The organism is Streptomyces sp. MP131-18 (assembly GCF_001984575.1).
Classification (GTDB): domain Bacteria; phylum Actinomycetota; class Actinomycetes; order Streptomycetales; family Streptomycetaceae; genus Streptomyces; species Streptomyces johnsoniae.
In genome coordinates this window covers 7,021,012-7,039,843 of record NZ_LZNS01000001.1, presented here as the reverse complement: position 1 = coordinate 7,039,843, position 18,832 = coordinate 7,021,012, and the positions used below count along the sequence as shown (strand labels likewise).

At 74.9% G+C, this 18,832-nt stretch carries 11 protein-coding genes; 8 read left to right on the top strand and 3 right to left on the bottom strand.

The window, feature by feature from the left end:
* Window positions 1–7: 7 nt before the first annotated feature.
* Window positions 8–184: a hypothetical protein gene (locus STBA_RS38135; RefSeq protein ID WP_171987829.1), complete on the bottom strand. Its 177-nt coding sequence runs from the start codon at window positions 182–184 to the stop codon at window positions 8–10.
* On the opposite strand from STBA_RS38135, the gene STBA_RS31285 reads away from it, so the two are divergent.
* The 8 genes from STBA_RS31285 (at window position 183) to STBA_RS31250 (ending at window position 7,431) form a co-directional block, all read left to right on the top strand.
* Window positions 183–587: a DUF4440 domain-containing protein gene (locus tag STBA_RS31285; protein ID WP_077062389.1), complete on the top strand. Its 405-nt coding sequence runs from the start codon at window positions 183–185 to the stop codon at window positions 585–587. The two genes, STBA_RS38135 and STBA_RS31285, sit on opposite strands and share 2 nt — an antisense overlap.
* A gap of 92 nt (window positions 588–679) precedes the next feature.
* Window positions 680–1,675, top strand: coding sequence for an amidohydrolase family protein (locus STBA_RS31280; protein WP_079252256.1), 996 nt, complete (start codon window positions 680–682; stop codon window positions 1,673–1,675).
* A gap of 6 nt (window positions 1,676–1,681) precedes the next feature.
* The gene (locus STBA_RS31275) at window positions 1,682–2,491 is read left to right on the top strand and encodes an arylamine N-acetyltransferase (RefSeq protein ID WP_077062388.1); all 810 of its coding nucleotides are present in this window, start codon (window positions 1,682–1,684) and stop codon (window positions 2,489–2,491) included.
* Window positions 2,492–2,497: 6 nt separating this feature from the next.
* Window positions 2,498–3,331 (top strand): arylamine N-acetyltransferase, encoded by an 834-nt coding sequence (locus STBA_RS31270; RefSeq protein WP_077062387.1) that lies wholly within the window; start codon window positions 2,498–2,500, stop codon window positions 3,329–3,331.
* Window positions 3,332–3,374: 43 nt separating this feature from the next.
* A complete protein-coding gene (locus tag STBA_RS31265; RefSeq protein WP_077062386.1) occupies window positions 3,375–4,400 on the top strand; it encodes a ketoacyl-ACP synthase III in 1,026 nt (341 codons plus the stop codon).
* Between the two features lie 205 nt (window positions 4,401–4,605).
* A complete protein-coding gene (locus STBA_RS31260; protein ID WP_253195137.1) occupies window positions 4,606–6,168 on the top strand; it encodes a peptidoglycan-binding protein in 1,563 nt (520 codons plus the stop codon).
* A 98-nt stretch (window positions 6,169–6,266) separates the two neighbouring features.
* Window positions 6,267–6,581 (top strand): hypothetical protein, encoded by a 315-nt coding sequence (locus STBA_RS31255; RefSeq protein ID WP_077062385.1) that lies wholly within the window; start codon window positions 6,267–6,269, stop codon window positions 6,579–6,581.
* A 205-nt stretch (window positions 6,582–6,786) separates the two neighbouring features.
* Complete coding sequence (locus STBA_RS31250; RefSeq protein ID WP_077062384.1) at window positions 6,787–7,431, top strand: TetR/AcrR family transcriptional regulator; 645 nt, start codon at window positions 6,787–6,789, stop codon at window positions 7,429–7,431.
* On the opposite strand, the gene STBA_RS31245 is transcribed toward STBA_RS31250, so the two are convergent.
* Window positions 7,367–16,687, bottom strand: a complete 9,321-nt coding sequence (locus STBA_RS31245) for a type I polyketide synthase (protein WP_077062383.1) — start codon at window positions 16,685–16,687, stop codon at window positions 7,367–7,369. The two genes, STBA_RS31250 and STBA_RS31245, sit on opposite strands and share 65 nt — an antisense overlap.
* The coding region (locus STBA_RS31240) for a beta-ketoacyl reductase (RefSeq protein WP_216355995.1) at window positions 16,684–18,832 on the bottom strand (2,149 nt) is incomplete at its 5' end. The genes STBA_RS31240 and STBA_RS31245, both read right to left, overlap by 4 nt.

The window sequence follows — 18,832 nt, the reverse complement described above, 5'->3', positions numbered from 1 at the left end:
GGAATCGTCACGACTGGGCTTCGTGACCAGCATCATCATCGGTGCGCCGGTCGGCGGCCCAGCCATTCGGCGCATAGTTCGTCAGGTACGGGAAAAGCTGCTCATCGCGGCCGGGCCGGCGACCTGACAAACTGGCCCGCATCCGGTTGATGAGGCTCTTGCGGGTGCCCTGTGCTGTTGGCATGTCGAATCCCACTGATGAGAAGATCAGCCTGCCGGCGGAGCCCGAGGAAATGGCCGCGGCGTTCGTGGACGCCTTCAACTCGGGGAATCTCCAGGCCATGAAGGAGATTTTCGAGCCGGAAGCCATGCGCGTGATCTCGCCCGGGAATTACCAGGCGGGCAAGGAACTGTGGGCGGCCAGCGAGGAGACCCTCGCGCACCGGCTGCCGATTTCCCTTTCGGTCCGGCACGCGTACGCCGTGGGCGACATCGCGCTCCTGATCATCGACTACGTCCACGAGGGCGAGGACCCGGACGGAAAGCACGTGCGGATCGAGGGCACCGCGACGGACATCGTGCGGCGCGGCGCCGACGGTGTCTGGCGGTGCGTGATCAGCAATCCGTCCGGCACGGATCGCGCGTAGCCCGCGCCGCGGGCACCGGGCGCCGGGCACGGCCACCGGTGCCCGCACCGGCACCAGAAGACGTTTCAACGATTCGGATCGAGGCTGAATCAATGCTGGCTGCGGACCAGGAGTTCACCGGCAGGCCGTGGATGGACGCCATCGACGTGCACCACCACATCCTCCCGGATTTCTACCGCGACGCGCTGGAGGACATCGGAATCCCGACGATACTTCCTGGTGTCGACAAGCCGTCGTGGAGTGTGGACAGCAGTCTCACCATGATGGACCGGCACGGTATCCGGGCGGCCGTGGTGAGCATCTGGCCGGGCGTTCCGCCGATGGCGCCGAAGCCGGCGGCGGCGTTCGCGCGCCGGGTGAACGAGTACCTGGCGGGCCTGGCCGCGGCGAACCCGGGCCGTTTCGGGGCGTTCGCCACGCTGCCGTTCCCGCACATGGACGCCGTGGTGCAGGAGTTCGTGTACGCCGTGGACACGCTGGGGCTCGACGGCGCGGGCCTGATCTCCAACTACGGTGGCCTGTACGTCGGGGACCCGGCCATGGACCCGCTGTTCGCGGAGGCGGCCCGCAGGCGTTCGCCGCTGTTCGTGCACCCGACGGTGCCGCCCGCCACCGACCAGCCGATGTTCGGTCTGCCGGCCTCGCTCTACGAGTTCCCGTTCGAGAGCGTGCGGGTGGCGGCCCAGCTGCTGTACAACCGGACGCTTGAGCGGTTCCCCGGGCTGCCGGTGATCCTGCCGCACGGCGGGGGCGGCGTCGCGTACTACGCGGGGCGGCTCGCCTCGGGCGGGCTGATCAGCCCGCCGCTCGCCGACCGCCTGCCGGCGGACCCGATCGGCTCCCTCCAAGGGCTGTACTTCGACGTGGCGATGACCGGCGACGCGCACGCCCTCGCGGCCCTGCGTTCCTTCGCCCCCGCGAGCCAGATCCTGGTCGGGTCCGATTTCCCCCTGATGCCCGAGTCGTACACGGTCGGCACCGGGCGCTTCGTCGTGGAACACGGCGGTTTCAGCACCGAGGACCTGCGCGGGATCGACCACGGCAACGCCCGGGCCCTCTTCCCGCGATTCAACGGACAAGAGAGGTGAGTCGCCATGCTCGACGACAAGACAGTGGCCCAGTACCTGGAACGCATTTCCGCCGAACCGCCGGGGAAGCCGGACGCGGACGCCCTGCGCCACCTGCATGAGCGGCACGTGATGTCGGTGCCCTTCGACAGCATCGACTACCACCTCGGCGCCGAGATACACATGGACGAGCGGGCCGTCGACAAGGTCGTCCACCAGCGCCGCGGCGGCGGCTGCTACGAGATCAACACGGCGTTCTTCCTGCTGCTCGAAGCGCTCGGCTTCGACATCACGCTGCACCAGGGCCGGCTGCGGATCGGGGACCGGTCCACCCCCCCGTACCACCACCTGCTGGCCACGGTGGCCATCGACGGCGAGCGGTGGCTGGTGGACATCGGTTTCGGCAAGGGCAGCAGGCATCCGCTCCTGCTCGAAGCGGGACGTAAGCAGGCCGACCCGCAGGGCGAGTTCACCCTGCGGCCGATGGACGACGGCGCGATCGACATCTTCCGCAACGGGAAGCCGCAGTACTGCTTCTACGACGACCCGGTGGAGCTGGTCGACTTCCGGCAGACGCTGTGGTGGTACCGCACCAACCCGCGCTCGCCGTTCCTGACGAACCTCTTCTGCTCCCTGCCCCTGCCCGGCGGCTGGGTCAGCCTGCGCGACGACCTGCTGACGCTCACCACGGGGCGGGAGAAGCGGACCGAGAAGCTGCCGGACGACGCGGCGGTGCTCGCGGCGTACGAAAAGTGGTTCGGAATCAAGCTCGACGAGCGGCCCACGCCGAGCCCGCACATGACCAACACGCTCCGGTTCTCATTCGAGGAGGACTGAGAACAGATGACTTCCGACGAGGTCCTCATCCTGGACGACGCGACCATCGCCGCCTACCTGGAGCGCATCGGGGCCGAGCCGCCGAAGCGGCCCGACCTGGACGCGCTGCGGCATCTGCACGAACGGCACGTGATGTCGGTGCCCTTCGAGAGCATCGACTACCACCTCGGCAAGGAGATCTACTACAAGGACGAACGGGTCGTCGACAAGATCGTGCGCCAGCGCCGCGGCGGCGGCTGCGGCGAGATCAACACAGCCTTTCTCTATCTGCTCCAGTCCCTCGGCTACGACGTGACCGCCCATCACGCACGGGTGTGGATCGGCGGCGAACTCAACGCGCCCTACAACCATTTCATGATGACCGTCGTCATCGACGGGGCGACGTGGATCGTGGACGTGGGATTCGGAAAGGGCAGCCGGTTCCCCGTGCTGCTCGACGCGGCCGAGCCGCAGCCCGACCCGCACGGCCGCTTCTCGACGCGCAGGGTGAGCGACAAGGCCACCGACGTGCTGTGCGACGGAAAGCCGCAGTACCAGTTCTACGAGGGCCCGCTGTCGATGGCCGATTTCGAGCAGGTGGTCTGGTGGTACCGGACGAGCCCGGATTCCATGCTGCTCCAGAACATGTTCTGCTCCCTGCCGCTCGAAAACGGCTGGGTGATCCTCAAGGACGACAAGCTCACGATCACCACCGGCAAGGAATCGCGTACCGAAGTACTTGCCGACGACGCGGAGATACTCGCGGCGTACGAAAAGTGGTTCGGCGTGAAACTGGACGCGCGCCCCACCCCGAGCCCTTATCTCAAGGACCGTGTGCGCATGGCGTTCGAGGAAAAGTGAGTGCGGCACCACCGACTTGTCCACTGCCGAAGAGGAGGCCGTCATGCCCAGGTGGCAACTCAGCCCGGTGAGTCCCGAGAGTGTCAGTCTTGTCCTGCCAGAAAGGGTCGTCACCAACGCCGAGCTGTGCGAAACGCTGGACACGACACCGGAGTGGATCGAGGAGAAGACCGGCATACGTGAACGGCGTTTCCTCGAACCGGAGGACAGCCTGCTCGACCTGGCCGTCCGTGCCGCGGAGAAGGCCCTGGACGCCGCGGGCGCGGGCGCGCGGGACATCGACGTCCTGCTCGTCGCGTGCACCACCCCGGACTGGGTCATGCCGTCCATGGGCGTGAGCATCGCCGAGCGCCTCGGAATCGAGAGCCCGCGCATCGTCGACATCACGCAGCACGCGTGCGCCTCGTCGGTGTACGGGATCTACACGGCCTCCGCCCTGCTCCAGGAGCCCGGCCTCGAACGGGCCCTGATCGTCTGCGCCGAGCGCGGCTCCGGCGGCACCGACCCCACGGACCGGGTGACGCGGATCTTCTTCGGCGACGCCGCCGCGGCGACGGTGCTGCGGAAGTCGGACGGACCGGACGGCCTCCTCTCCTACGACCTCGGGAACGTGTACTCGGACGCGGTCCGGATGGCGGCGCCCTGGCGCGTGCACCAGAAGACGGCCGGCTCCAGCACTCCGACACCCGTCAACCCCTACCTCCAGATGGACGGGCGGGTGGTGCTGAGGGAGGCGCTGACCCGGCTGCCGAAGTCCATCACCGAGACGCTCTCCTCCGCCGGCGTCACGGTGGACGACGTGAGCGGCTTCGCGCTGCACCAGGCCAACGCCCGGCTCGTGCGCGAACTGGCGCGCATCGTCGGGGCGGACACCGAACGGGTGCCCGTCACCGCCGACACGCTGAGCAACACGGCCTCGGTGTCGCCCCTGACGTCGCTGTGGCGCCTGGCGAAGGAGGGCAGGGCGAAGCGGGACGACGTCGTCGTCATGGGAGCCATCGGCGCCGGCTTCCTCTTCGGCTCGCTGTGCTTCAGGCTCCCGCAGGAGATCAACGCGGCCGGGGACTGACGGCGCGCCACGCGCGGGCGGGGCGCGTTCGGCCCGGGTACGGCGCGGCGGTCCCGGTACGGGCCGCCGCGCCGCACCCGGGTGGGCCGGACGGGGTATCCCACCGGCCCCGCCGATTGACATGGCCATGGCGCTGCCCGAGGGTGGGAGCCGGCGCACGCCCGACCCCACGGGGCGTGCGCACGGTATCTGCGAACGGAGAAGCGTGTCCAGACGATCTGCCCCACCCCGTCGGATCGGCGTCACCGCACTCGCGGGCGCGGCCCTCGCGGCGCTGCTCGCCCCCGCCCAGCCCGCGGCCGCCACCGACGCCGCCGACGCCGCCACCGCACCGGTGACCGCCGCGTTCGGCGAGGCCGCCGCACAGTACGACGTCCCCCGGGACCTGCTGGTCGCGGTCGGCTACGGCGAATCCCGCCTCGACGGCCACGACGGCCTGCCGAGCCAGGCCCGCGGCTACGGCGTGATGCACCTGGTGAGCAACCCCACCCACCGCACCCTGGAAACCGCCGCGGCGGAGACCGGCCTGCCGGTCGCGGAGCTGCGGCAGGACACCGCCGCGAACATCCGCGGCGGGGCCGCCGTACTGCGGGAGTACGCCGACACGCTCGGCCTGTCCCCCCACGACCGCGCCGACCTCGACGCCTGGTACCCGGTGGTCGCGCAGTACGGCGGCGCCACCGAGGACTCCACCGCCCGCCTCTACGCGGACACCGTCTACGAGCTGCTGCGGGACGGGGTCAGGGCGCCCGTCGGCGGCGGCGAGACGGTCGAGGTCACGCCCCGCGCGGTCGCGCCGGAACGCGGCCGGTACGCCACCGCGGGACCGGTCGCACTCAGCGAGGACTACCCGGCCGCGCGCTGGGTCCCGGCGCACGAGGCCAACTACGCCTCCGGCCGCACCCAGTCGATCAGCGCCGTCGTCATCCACGTCACCCAGGGCTCCTACGCCGGGGCGATCAGCTGGTTCCAGAACCCGGACTCGCAGGTCAGCGCCCACTACGTGATCCGCTCCTCGGACGGCGAGGTCACGCAGACGGTCCGCGACGCGGACACCGCCTGGCACGCGCGGTCGGGTAACCCCTACAGCATCGGCATCGAGCACGAGGGCTGGGTCGACGAACCGGCGTGGTTCACCGACGCGATGTACCGTTCCTCCGCGGCCCTGACGAGCCACCTCGCCGACCGGCACGGCATCCCCAAGGACCGGGAGCACATCCTCGGCCACGTGGAGGTCCCGGGCAACGACCACACCGACCCGGGGCCGCACTGGGACTGGGACTACTACATGGAGCTGGTCGGCGGCGACCCGGGTGAACCCGGCGCCCCCGAGCTGGACTTCCCCGCCTACAGCTCGCTCGCCGAAGGTGAGAGCGGCCCCCAGGTGGCGGCCCTCCAGCACCTGCTGACCACCAACGGGCACGATGCCGGGGAAACCGACGGCGACTTCGGCCCCGCCACGGCGGCCGCGGTCCGCTCCTTCCAGACGGCGGTCGGCCTGCCCGTCGACGGCGTCGTCGGCAGCAGCACCTGGACGGCGCTGCTGTCCGCGGGACCCACCGCCTCGCTCGGCGAGGGCAGCACGGGTGAGGCCGTGTCACGGCTCCAGCGGGCGCTGACCGCCGCGCTCGGCCGCACCGTCTCCGTCGACGGCATCTTCGGCCCGCTCACCGGCGAGGCCGTCCACGACTACCAGTCGAGCCGCGGGCTGTCCGCCGACAGCCTCGTCGGCCCGCAGACCTGGGCAGCGCTCCAGGCGGGCAGGTAGCGCCACGCGGGGCGGGGGCCGCACGGCGCGGCCCCCGCCCCGCAGGCCCTGACGCACGTCCCGCACGTCCCCGACTCCCGCGTAGAAAGGGCCACGCCATGCGCATCACGACGGGCGCGCTGCTCGGCGCGGTGGCGGTCTTCGCCGCGCTGCTGCCTCTCTCCCCCGCCGCGAACGCCCAGGACGCCGACGCCCCCGCCCCCAGCTCGGTCGCCCCGGGACTGGTGATCGACGACGATTTCCCCGACCCGGACGTGTTCACGGAGAACGGCGCCCACTGGGCGTACTCCACCGGTTCGCGGCACGGCCGCGTGCCGTACGCCACCGCGGCCGGCCCGGACGGTCCGTGGACCATCCAGGGCGACGCCATGCCCGAGCCCCCGGCCTGGACCGGGGGCAGCGGCGGACTCTGAGCCCCGGACGTCTCCCTCACGCCCGCAGCGCGGCCGTCCACTCGTCGCGGATAACGACACCCCCGGCAAATACCCGCTGACCGCTTGAAAACGCGGCCCGCCGGTCCTGAGGCGAGGCCCGGACCCCTGCGGTGAGTCCGCGGCGGCCCGCGCGTGTACGGTACCGCCTCGTACCGTACGGTCGGTCGCGACGTAAGCTGATCACATGTCCGTCGCACCGCTGCGGGGTGGCCAGGCCCGCATGGATGAACTGCTGACCACCACGCTCGATGTCCTCAAGGAGACCGGCTACGAACGGCTGACCATCGACGAGGTCGTGTCGCGTGTCCACGCGAGCAAGGCCACCGTGTACCGGCGGTGGCCGTCCAAGTCGGCGCTGGTCGTCGCCGCGTTCGTGCACGCGGTCAGCCACCTGCCGGCCGAGTACGACACCGGCAGCCTCCGCGGCGACCTGCTGGCGGGCATGGACGACCTGCTGAACGAGATGGAGCGGCTGGCCGACGTGATGGCCGGGCTCATCGACGAGAAACGGCGGAACGAGGAGCTGGCGACGGCGCTGCGGGAGGGCTTTCTCGACGCGCGCAAGCAGGTGGCCGCGGGGGCGTTCGCGCGCGCCAGGGAGCGCGGCGAGATCGCCCCGGACGCCGACGTCGAGGTGCTGTGGCAGATCGCGCCCGCCGTCGTGATGTTCCGCTGGCTGATGATGGGCGAGTCCGTGCCGCGCGAGGAGGGGCACCGGCTGGTCGACGAGGTGGTGCTGCCCCTGGCCCGCGCGGGCCGCCGCGTCAGCGCGCCAGCCACTCCTCCACCGCCGCCGCCGCGGCGGCGGCATGCTCCTCCATCATCGTGAAGTGGTCGCCCGGCACGTCCACCGCGTCGTGCGGGTGCTTCCACGTGGCCCGCCACGGCTCGTTCTCCGGCAGCCCGGGGAGCGGTTCGCCGGAGCGGACCAGCAGTGTCGGCGCGGCGACCGGCGAGGGCGTCCAGTCGAAGCCCATGTAGCGCCCCATGGCCGTGAGCCACGCGTCGTCCTCGCCGCCCAGCATGCGGTCCTTGCGGTCCTGGATGCCGCGGACGACCGCCGGGATGAGCCGTTCCAGCAGCTGCGTCTCGTCCGGCGGGTAGCTGTCCAGCAGGACGACGCCGGCCGGGGCGGTGCCCGCGGCCTGCAGTTCCTCGGCGACGGCGTGCGCGACGAAGCCGCCGGAGGAGTACCCGACCACCACGAACGGTGCCCCCGCGGCGAGCCGCAGCGCCGTCGCCGCGTGGGCGCGCGCCAGGGCGCGGGCGGTGGCGGCGACCGGCTCGCCGGTGCGGAACCCGGGGTGCGGCAGGGCGACCACCGTGCGCCTGCCGCGGAGCGCGGCGGCGAACCGCGCGTACTGGTGCGGTCCCGAGATGCCGATGACCGGCGGCAGGCACAGCAGCAGCGGTCCTTCGTCACCGCCCGCGAGCCGCACGCCCGCGGCGTCGCCCGGCGCGTCGTCGAAGGCCGGGCGGAAGCGGGACAGCGCGTTCATGGCGCCCACGAACTCCCTGATCTCGCCGCGTTCCACGGCGTCCGCGAACAGCGGCAGCAGGCTGCCGCCCCCCGCCGGCCCGCCGTTCGCCACGCCCGGCGCCGCCGCGGGGGCGGCGGCGGCCTCGCCCAGCTCGGTGTGCAGCCGCCGCGCCAGGTCGGCCGGGGTGGGGTGGTCGAACACGAGGGTGGGCGGCAGCGTCAGGCCGGTTGCGGTGCCGAGCCGGTTGCGCAGTTCGACGGCCGTCAGCGAGTCGAAACCGAGTTCGCCGAAGCCCGCCTCGGCGTCGACCGCGTCGGCCGCGCCGTGGCCCAGGACCGTCGCGGTCTGCTCGCGCACCAACTCCCGTAGCGCGGCGAGCCGTTCGGCGTCCGGCAGGGCGGCCAGCCGCTGCCCGGCGCCCGGGTCGGCCGCGTGCTGCGCGGCCCGCCGCACGGCGGGCCGCACCAGGCCGCGGAAGAGGCCGGGAACGGGCACGCCCGCCGCCTCCGCCTGGGCGCCGAGCGCGTCGAGGTCGAGGCGCACCGGGACCAGCGCGGGCCGGTCCTGCATGGCGAGGGCGGTGTCCAGCAGCGCCAGGCCCTGTTCCGCGGTGAGCGGCACGATGCCGCCCCTGGCCATGCGGCGCAGGTCCGTCTCGGTGAGCGCCGTCATGGTGCTCGCGGGTGCCCAGGTGCCCCAGGCCAGGGACACGGCGGCCCGGCCGGCGGCGCGGCGGCGCGCGGCCAGCACGTCGAGGAAGGCGTTCGCCGCGGCGTAGTTGGCCTGGCCGAGGCCGCCGAAGGTGCCGGAGGCGGAGGAGAACAGCACGAACGCCTTCAGGTCCAGGTCCGCGGTCAGCTCGTCGAGGTGGGCGGCGGCGTCGGCCTTCGGCCGCAGCACGCGCCCCAGTTGCTCGTCCGTCAGGGACACCGCCAGCCCGTCGTCGAGGGCGCCGGCGGCGTGCACGACGGTGGTCAGCGGGTGTTCCGCCGGGACGTCCGCGAGGAGCCGGGCGAGCGCGTCGCGGTCGGCGACGTCGCAGGCGACCGTGGTGACGGCCGCGCCGAGCTTCTCCATTTCGGCGGCGAACTCGGCCGCGCCGTCGGCCCGTTCCCCGCTGCGGCTGGCCAGCAGCAGGTGCGTGGTGCCGTGCCGGGTCACCAGGTGCCTGGCGACGAGCCGGCCGAGGGTGCCGGTGCCGCCGGTGATCAGCGCGGTGCCCGGCAGCGGCGCCGGCGTGGCGTCGCCGGACGCGTCGGCGGCGCCGGGCGCGGGGGCGAGTCGCGGCACGTGGACGGCGCCGGAACGGATCGACAGCTGCGCCTCGTCGGCGACCGCGAGGGCCGCGGCGACGTCCCGCCACGGCACCTCCTCGTCCGCGCCCGCCACGTCGAGCAGCGTCAGCCGGCCCGGGTTCTCCGACTGCGCGGACCGCACCAGGCCCCACAGCGCGCCCGCGGCCGGGTCGGCGTCGGCGCCGCGCGTGAGCAGCGTGAGCCGCGCGGCGGCGAGTCCCGGCGCGGTCAGCCAGTCGCGGACCAGCGCCAGTGTCCGGCGCGCCGCCTCGTGCGTGCGCAGCGCCAGCTCCTCGCCGGTCTCGCCCGTCTCGCCGGTCTCGTCGGGGCCTGGTGCCGCGCCGTCGGCGAGGGCGAGGACCAGTTCGGGCGCGGGGGTGCCCGCGGCGACGGCCGCGGCCAGCTCGGCCAGGTCGTGGTAGGCGTCGACGGGCACGCCGACGGCCTGGAGCCCTTCCGCGGCGGCGATGCCGCCCAGCGCGGCCCACCGGCCGGGGGCGGACGCGGGCGGCGCCGCGGCGGCCAGGGGCGTCCAGGCCGTCTCGTACAGCCAGGTGTGGGCGGCGTCGGTCCGTTCCCCCGCCCGTTTCACGGCGTCGACGTCGACGGGCCTGGTCACCAGGGCATCCGCGGTCAGCACCGGCCGCCCGGCGCCGTCGGCGATGCGCACCGCCATCGCGTCGCCGCCGCGGGCCGTCAGGTGCACCCGCAGGGTCGCGGCGCCCACGGCGTGCAGGTCGACGCCCGCCCAGGAGAACGGCAGCCGCACCGCGGTGTCGGCACGGCCGGCCGCCGCAGCGTGCAGCGCGGCGTCGAGCGCCGCGGGGTGCAGGCCGTAGCGTTCGGCCTCGGTGCGTTCGCGTTCGGCGAGCCGCACTTCGGCGAACGTGTCCTCGCCGCGGCGCCACACGGCGGCAAGCCCCTGGAAGGCGGGGCCGTAGTCGTAGCCCGCCTCCGCGAGCCGCTCGTAGGCGCCGTCCAGGCCGACGGCCTCGGCGCCCTCGGGCGGCCACGCCGCGAACACCCCGTCCGCCGGGGCGTCGCCGGTCGCCGGGGCCAGCAGGCCGTCGGCGTGCCGCAGCCACGGCTCGTCGTCGGCCTGCCGGGTGTGGATGCCCAGGGCGCGCCGCCCGCCGGGGCCCGGCGGGTCGACGACCAGCCGCAGCTGCACGCCGCCGCGTTCCGGCAGCACCAGCGGGGTGTGCAGGGTCAGTTCCGCGACGCGCGCCGCGCCGGTGGCGGCGCCGGCGCGCAGCGCCAGTTCGAGCAGCCCCGCGCCTGGTACCAGCACCGTTCCGGCGACGGCGTGGTCGGCGAGCCACGGCACATCGTTCACGGCCAGCCGCCCGGTGAGGACGAGGCCGCCGTCGGGCAGTGCGACGTGCGCGCCGAGCAGCGGGTGCGGCTCGCCCTCGGCGCCCGCGGCGGCGAGGTCGCCCGCGCCGCGCCCGGGGGTCAGCCAGTAGCGGCTGCCCTCCCAGGGCTGGGTGGGCAGTGCGACGCGCCTGCCGCCCGGCGCGGCAGCCGCCAGGTCGACGCCGACGCCGTGCACGTGGGCCTCGGCGAGTGAGGTGAGGAAACGTTCGGTGCCGCCCTCGTCGCGCCGCAGCGAGCCGAGCGCGACGATGTCACGGCCGAGGGACGCCGCGGTCTCCTGGAGGCTGAGGGTGAGCACCGGGTGCGGGCTCAGCTCGATGAATGCGCGGTGACCCGCCGCCATCAGCGTCCTGGCGGCGCGGTCGAACCGCACGGTGCGCCGCAGGTTCGCGAACCAGTAGGCGGCGTCGAGTTCTTCTGTTCCGGTGAGGTCGCCGGTGACGGAGGAGCAGAACGCGACGTCGGACGGCCGCGGCTCGATGCCGCCGGCCGCCGTGTCGATGTCGAAGCGCAGCGCCTCGATGTGCGCGGAGTGCCCGGCGGCGGTGGCCGCGATGCGCCGCACCTTGACGCCCGCGTCGCCCAGCTCGGCCAGCAGCCCCTCGACGGCCGCCGGATCGCCGGAGACGACCGTGCTGCCCGGGCTGTTGACGGCGGCGACGGACACCCGCCCGGCCCACCGTTCCAGATGCGGCTCGACCTCCTCGTGCGGCATCAGGACGGAGCCCATGGCGCCGGTGCCGGCCAGCCGCTGGTAGGCGCGGCTGCGCAGCGCGGCCAGCCGCGCCGCCTCCTGGAGGGTGAGGGCGCCCACGGAGCAGGCGGCGGCGATCTCGCCCTGGCTGTGGCCGAGTACGGCGGCCGGGCGCACCCCGTGGGCGCGCCACAGCGCATCGAGGGACACCATGACGGCGAACAGCGCGGGCTGCACCACGTCCAGGCGCTCCATCGACGGCGCGTCCGGCTCGCCGCGGATGGCGGCGGTCAGCGACCAGTCGATGTACGGGTCGAGCGCCTGCTGGCACTCGGCGAGGCGTTCCGCGAAGGCCGGTGCGCCGTCGAGGAGTTCCATGGCCATGCCGGTCCACTGCGAGCCCTGCCCGGGGAAGACGAACACGGGCCTGGCCGCGTCCGCGGCGGCCTGGCCGGTGACGACGGACGGGTGCGGGCGGTCCTCGGCGAGGGCGGTCAGCGCCTCGGCCAGCCCGGCCCGGTCGCGGCCGAGGACGGCGGCGCGCCGGGTCAGCGCGGCGCGCCCGGTGGCCAGCGAGTGCGCCACGTCGACGGGCCGGCCGGTGCGCTCCCGCGTCAGGTGCCGGGCGAGCCCGGCGGCCCGGGCGCGCAGCGCGGTCCCGGTCCTGGCCGAGACGGGCAGCGCCACGAACGGCCCGGGCCCGGCCGCCGCCTCGCTCTCCTCGGCCTCCTCGCCGATTCCGTCGTCGGTCCCGGGGCCGCCCGGCCGGTCCTCGGGGGCGGGCTCCTCAAGCAGCACGTGCGCGTTGGTGCCGCTGACGCCGAACGACGACACGCCCGCGCGGCGCGGCCTGCCGGGGCTGTCTGGCCACGGGGTGGCCTCGGCGAGGAGGGCGACGGCGCCGCGGGACCAGTCGACGTGCGGCGTGGGCTCCTTGAGGTGCAGGGTCGCCGGCAGGGTGCCGTGCCGCATCGCCTCGACCATCTTGATGATGCCCGCCACGCCGGCGGCGGCCTGGCTGTGCCCGATGTTCGACTTGATGGAGCCCAGCCACAGCGGCCGTTCGGCGTCGCGGTCCTGGCCGTAGGTGGCGATGACGGCCTGGGCCTCGATCGGGTCGCCGAGGCGGGTGCCGGTGCCGTGGGCCTCCACCGCGTCGACGTCGGCCGGGGCGAGTCCGGCGTCGGCGAGCGCGGCGGCGATGACGCGCTCCTGGGAGGGCCCGTTGGGCGCGGTCAGGCCGTTGCTCGCGCCGTCGGAGTTGACGGCGGAGCCGCGGACGACGGCGAGCACCTGGTGGCCGTTGCGGCGGGCGTCGCCGAGCCGTTCGACGACGAGCATGCCGACGCCCTCGGAGAAGCCGGTGCCGTCCGCCGCCGCGTCGAACGGTTTGCAGCGGCCGTCCTCGGCGAGGCCGCGCTGCTTGGCGAGCGCGACGAACGGCGTCGGCGAGGGCATCACCATGACGCCCCCGGCCAGGGCCAGCGAGCACTCGCCCTCGCGCAGCGCGCGGGCGGCCAGGTGCAGCGCGGTCAGCGAGGAGGAGCAGGCGGTGTCGACGGTCAGCGACGGCCCTTCGAGGCCGAAGGTGTAGGACAGGCGGCCGGAGATGACGCTGCCGGTGTTGCCCGTCATCAGGTAGGTCTCCACGCCGTCCGGCAGTTCCGCCGTGTCGGAGCCGTAGTCCTGGGTGGCGGCCCCGACGAACACGCCCGCGTCGCTGCCGCGCAGCGCCGACGGGTCGATGCCGGCCCGCTCCAGCGCCTCCCAGGCGACTTCGAGCAGCTGACGCTGCTGCGGGTCCATGGCCAGCGCCTCGCGCGGGTTGATGCCGAAGAACGCGGCGTCGAACAGGTCGGCGCCGTCGATGAAGCCGCCTTCCCTGCCGTTCGTCGTGCCGGGGTGGTCCGGGTCGGGGTGGTAGATGCCGTCGAGGTCCCAGCCGCGGTCGTCGGGGAACGGGGTGATGCCGTCGCCGCCCGCGGCGAGCAGCTGCCACAGGTCCTCGGGGGAACGCACGCCGCCCGGGTAGCGGCAGCCCATGCCGACGATGGCGATCGGCTCGTCCGCGCGGCTGCGGGCCGCCGCGGCGGCCCGCAGCCGCGCGGCCCGGGCGGCGCCGGAGGTGCCCGCGGCCTCGGCCGCGAGGTGCGCGGCGGCGGCGCGCGCCGTCGGGTGGTCGAAGACGAGGCTGGCGGGCAGGTCGACGCCGGTGGCGGCGACGAGGCTGTTGCGCAGTTCGACGGCGGTCAGCGAGGTGAAGCCCATGTCGCTGAAGGCGACGTCGGGTTCGACGGCGCCGGGGTCGGCGTGGCCGAGGACGGCGGCGACGTGGCGGCGTATCAGGTCGAGGGCCGCCGCCTGCCGTTCCTCGGGCACGAGGCCGCCCAGCGGGTCGCCCGGCGCCTCGTCGCCCGCCTGCGCCGCCGAGGCCGCCGGGGCGGGCCCGGTCGCGGGCCCCGCGACGGGCCCGGCGTCCAGCCAGTAGCGCTCGCGGGCGAACGCGTACGTCGGCAGATCGACGCGGCGCGGCGCAAGGCCCGCGTGGAACGCCTCCCAGTCGGGCTGCCGCCCCACGGTGTGCAGCCGCGCCACGGCCGTGGTGACGTCGGTGACGGGGTCGCCGTCCGCCCGCAGCGTCGGCAGGAAGCGCGTGTCCGCGTCCGCGGGCACGCAGCCCTGCCCCATGCCGGTCAGCACCCCGTCGGGCCCCACTTCGAGGCAGGCGCTCACGCCGTGGCCGAGCAGGGCGGCGACCCCGTCGGCGAAGCGCACGGTGCCGCGCATGTGCCGCACCCAGTAGTCGGGGGTGCCGATCTCCGCGAAGTCGGCGAGCGCGCCGGTCACGTTGGACACCACCGGAACGGTGGGCCGGTGGTAGGTGACGCCGTCCGCGACGGCGCGGAAGTCGTCCAGGACCCCGGCCAGGTGCGGGGAGTGGAACGCGTGGCTGACCTTGAGGTCCTTCGTTCTGCGGCCCCTGTCCCGCCAGGCCGCGGCGATTCTGGCGACCTCGTCGGCGTCGCCCGAGATCACCACGGCCGAGGGCCCGTTGACGGCGGCGAGCGACACCAGGTCCGCGTTCCCGCTGAGGAACGGCTCGATCTCGGGCTCGCTCGCCTCGATCGCGGCCATCGCGCCGCCGCCCGGCGCCGCCGCCATCAGGCGGCCGCGGGCGACGACGAGGGCGCAGGCGTCGGGCAGCGTCAGCAGCCCGGCGACGTGCGCCGCGGCCAGCTCGCCGACGGAGTGCCCGAGAACGGCGTCGGGCCGTACGCCCCAGGTGGCGAGCAGCCGGGACAGCGCGATTTCCAGCGCGAACAGCGCCGGCTGGGCCAGGTCGGTGCCGTGCAGCGCCTCGGCCTGCGGCGTGCCCGGCTCCGCGGCCAGCAGGTCGCGCAGCGACCGGCCCAGCAGCGGGTCGATGTGCGCGGCGACCTCGTCGAGCGCCTCGGCGTAGGCGGGGAACGCCCCGGCGAGCGCCGCGCCCATGCCGGGCCGCTGGCTGCCCTGACCGGTGTAGAGGAACGCGAGCCTGCCGCGGCGGGCCCGGCCGGTCCACGCGCCGGGCGCCGGGTCGCCCGCGGCCAGCGCGGCGCAGGCCGCCAGGAGGCCGTCCCGGCCGTCCGCCACCAGCGCGGCGCGGTGCTCCATCGGCTCCCTGGTGCCGGCCAGCGAGTGGGCGATATCGGCGAGCCGCGCCCCGGGCCGCTCCCGCAGGTGCGCGCCGAGGCGTTCGGCCTGGCCGCGCAGCGCCGCCGCGGAGCGGGCGGACAGCGGGAATACCAAGGGCCGTGCCGGGCCGTCCTGTTCACCGGTGGTGCCGGGCTCGGGCTCGGCGTCCTGGGCCTGTTCCAGCAGCACGTGGGCGTTGGTGCCGCTGACGCCGAACGACGACACGCCTGCGCGGCGCGGGCGGCCGCCGGGCCCGGCCCACGGGACGGGCTCGGTGAGCACCCGCACGGCGCCGGAGGACCAGTCGACGGCCGGGGTGGGCCGGTCGACGTGCAGCGTCCTGGGCAGCACCCCGTTGCGCAGCGCCTGCACCATCTTGATGACGCCGGCCACGCCCGCGGCGGCCTGGGTGTGCCCGATGTTGGACTTGACGGAGCCGATCCACAGCGGCCGTTCGGCGTCGCGGTCCCGGCCGTAGGTGGCGAGGAGCGCCTGGGCCTCGATCGGGTCGCCCAGCGTGGTGCCGGTGCCGTGCGCCTCCACCGCGTCGACGTCCGCGGGCCCGAGACCGGCGCTGTCCAGCGCGGCGCGGATGACGCGCTGCTGCGCCGGGCCGCTGGGCGCCGTCAGGCCGTTGCTGGCCCCGTCCTGGTTCACCGCGCTGCCGCGGACGACCGCGAGCACCGGGTGCCCGTTGCGCCGCGCGTCGGACAGCCGCTCAAGCAGCAGCACGCCGACGCCCTCGCCCCAGCCGGTGCCGTCGGCGGCCTCCGCGAACGCCTTGCACCGCCCGTCGGCCGCGAGACCGCGCTGGCGGCTGAACTCGACGAACGCCGTCGGCGTGGCCATCACGGTGGCGCCGCCCGCGAGCGCCATGGTGCACTCGCCGCCGCGCAGCGCCTGGACGGCCAGGTGCAGCGTCACCAGCGAGGCCGAACAGGCCGTGTCGACCGTCACCGCGGGCCCCTGGAGGCCGTAGGTGTAGGCCAGCCTGCCGGAGACGACACTGGCCGCGGTGCCCGTGATGAGGAAGCCCTCGGCACCGCCCGCGGCCCCGGGGAACAGCGCGGCGTAGTCCTGGCCGTTCGTGCCCATGAAGACACCGGTGCTGCTGCCGCGCAGCGCGTCGGGCATGATGCCGGCCCGTTCGAACGCCTCCCACGACGTCTCCAGCAGCAGCCGCTGCTGCGGGTCCATCGCCAGCGCCTCACGCGGGCTGATGCCGAAGAAGCCGGGGTCGAACGCACCGGCGTCGCGCAGGAATCCGCCGCTGCGCGCGGCACCCCCGGACGGCTCGCCGTCCACCGGTTCCCCGTCCGCGGGCGCGGTGAGGTCCCACCCGCGGTCGTCGGGGAACAGCGACAGCGCGTCCTCCCCCGACTCCAGCAGCCGCCACAGATCCTCGGGCGACTCGACGCCGCCGGGGAAGCGGCAGCTCATCGCGACGATCGCGATGGGCTCCCTGGCGGCCTCCGCCAGCTCCCGGTTCTGCCGGCGCAGCTTCTCGGTTTCCTTCACCGAGGCCCGGAGCGCGGCAACGACGTTCGCCTCGGTGCCGGTCATTGCTGATCCCCCGTCTTTCCGTATGCCGTGTCGTCCGTGTCGTCCGTGCCGCTCGTGTGGTTCGAGCCGTTCGAGCTGTCCCCGTCGTCGCTGAGGACCAGCTGCACGAGGTCGGCGACGCTCATGCCGTCGATCTCCTCGTCCTCCAGCTCGCGCTCCTGCGCCGTACCCGCGGGCTCCGCCGGCCGTTCCGGGGCTGGCTCCTCGGCCAGGTTCCGCAGCGCCTCGTACAGCCCCGACTCCTTGAGGCGGGTGAACGGGATGCGGTCCAGGAGGCGGCGCAGCTCCGCCGCGCCTTCGGCCGGGCCGGTGTCCGCCGGGGCCAGCTCGGCCAGCAGGTGGGCGGTGAGGTCGTCGATCGTCGGGTGGTCGAACGCGAGCGTCGTGGGCAGCCGCAGCCCGGTGGCGGCGCCGAGCCGGTTGCGCAGGTCGACGGCCGTCAGCGAGTCGAACCCGAGGTCGCGGAACGCCCGCCCCCCGTCGACGCTGTCGGGCGCGGCATGGCGCAGCACCGCGGCGACGTGGCCGCGCACGAGCCCGGACACGATCTCCTGCCGCTCCTCGGCGTCGTGTCCGGCGAGGCGCTCCGCCAGTCCCTGGCCGGGCGCACCGTCGTCGGCCGCGGGCGCCGCCTCGGGCAATTCGTCGAGCAGCGGGGCGGGCCGCACGGCCCGCAGCGCCTGCGCGAACGTGCCCCACTCGATCGCGGCCACGCCGACGGCCGTCTCGTCCCCGTCGAGGGCGGTGTGCATTGCGGCGACCGCGCGCTGCGGGTCCATCGGCGCGACGCCGCGCTGCCTGAGCCGTTCGCCGACCTCGCCGGTCGCGAGCCCGGCCTCGGCCCACGCGCCCCACGCCAGCGAGGTGGCGGGCAGGCCCTCGGCGCGGCGGCGCTCCGCGAGCGCGTCGAGGAACGCGTTCGCCGCCGCGTAGTTGGCCTGGCCGACATTGCCGACGGCCCCGGCGAACGACGAGAACAGCACGAACGCCGACAGGTCCAGGCCCGCGGTCAGCTCGTGCAAGTGCAGGGCCGCGTCCGACTTGGGCCGCGCCACCGCGGCGAACCGCTCCGGCGTCAGGTCGTCCAGCGCCCCGTCGTCCAGCACCCCCGCGGTGTGGAACACGGCCGTCAGCGGCCGGTCTTCCGGCACATCCGCCAGGGTGCGGGCAAGCGCGTCGCGGTCGCCCGCGTCGCACGCGGCCACCGTCACCCCGGCGCCCAGGCCGCGCAACTCCTCGGCCAGGACCGCCGCGCCGGGCGCGCCGTCCCCGCGGCGGCTGAGCAGCAGCAGGTGGGCGGCGCCACGGCGCGCCAGCCAGCGGGCCACATGGGCGCCGAGCGCGCCGGTGCCGCCCGTGACCAGCACCGTTCCCTCGCCGGGGTGCCACGTGCCCGCCGCCGCGGCGGCGGGCGCCCGGGTCAGGCGGCGGACGGCCAACCCTGTGGCGTGGACGGCAAGTTGATCCTCCTGACCGGCGGCTCCGGCGAGCACCGCGGCGAGCCGCGCGACGGCGGCTTGGTCGGCCTGGCCGGGCAGGTCGACGAGGCCGCCCCAGCGCTCGGGGTGCTCAAGGGCCGCGACGCGGCCGAGGCCCCACAGCCGCGCCTGCCACGGGTCAGGCGGCGCGTCGGCCGTGCCCGTCGTCACGGCCTGGCGGGTCAGCACCCACAGCGGGGCGGCGATGCCCGCGCGCGCCAGCGCGCCGGGCAGCGCGGCGGTGGCGGGCAGCGGGTCACCCGCGTCGGCCAGGGCCAGCAGCGACACCACCCCGGCGACCTGCGAGCCGGGCGGCCCGGCCTCGCCGGCCGCGGCGACCACGACGTCGGCGCCCGCCCCCTTCAGACCGTCGGCGACCGCGGCCATGGCGTCGTTCTCGACGGCGCCGGAGGGGGTGAGCAGCAGCCACGTGCCCGCGAGGGCGGGTGGCTGCGCGGGCTCGCTCGCCGGTCGCCAGGCGACGCGGTACAGCCAGTCGTCCGTGCCGGTCCCGCGGCGGCCGGGCGGCGGCGCGTCGAGCCAGTAACGGCGGCGCTGGAACGGATACGTCGGCACATCAACCCGCCGCGCACCCTCAAACACCCGCGCCCACTCCACCGCCACCCCATGCACCCACGCCTCCGACACCGACACCAAAAACCGCTCC